Here is a 507-nt window from a genome sequence, read left to right as displayed (position 1 = left end):
TGTTGCGTCACCTCGACCAGGCCACCGGGCTTCCGGTACGCCGGACACCGCCACGACGCTACGAACACGACGCTCCCGGCGACCTGATCCACATCGACATCAAGAAACTCGGCCGCATCCCCGAAGGCGGCGGCCACCGCAAACTCGGGCGCACGATCGGCAACCGGCACAACAAGAAACACCGCCCGGGGTACGCATATCTGCACCACGCCGTCGATGACCATTCCCGGCTGGCATACTCCGAGATCCTCACCGACGAACGCAAAGAGACCGCCGCGCAGTTCTGGGACCGCGCCAACGCCTTCTTCAGCCAACATGGGATCACTGTGAGACGAGTGATGACCGACAACGGCGCCTGTTACCGCTCAAAGGTTTTCGCAGAATCCCTCGGCGCCGAGATCAAGCACAAGAAGACCCGTCCCTACCGCCCGCAAACCAACGGCAAGGTCGAACGATTCAACCGCACCCTGGCCTCGGAATGGGCCTACGCCGAGTTCTACAGCTCAG

Annotated in this window: 1 protein-coding gene; it reads left to right on the top strand. The window is 62.5% G+C overall.

Features of this window, described 5'->3' with window-relative positions:
* Positions 1-507: DDE-type integrase/transposase/recombinase (locus GOALK_RS19440; protein ID WP_040004364.1), on the top strand; the 507-nt coding region annotated here is incomplete at both ends.

The sequence above is a fragment of the Gordonia alkanivorans NBRC 16433 genome (assembly GCF_000225505.1).
Taxonomy (GTDB): Bacteria; Actinomycetota; Actinomycetes; order Mycobacteriales; family Mycobacteriaceae; genus Gordonia; species Gordonia alkanivorans.
Note: the sequence above shows the minus strand (reverse complement) of the source record. Positions and strands in the feature narration are given on the sequence as shown.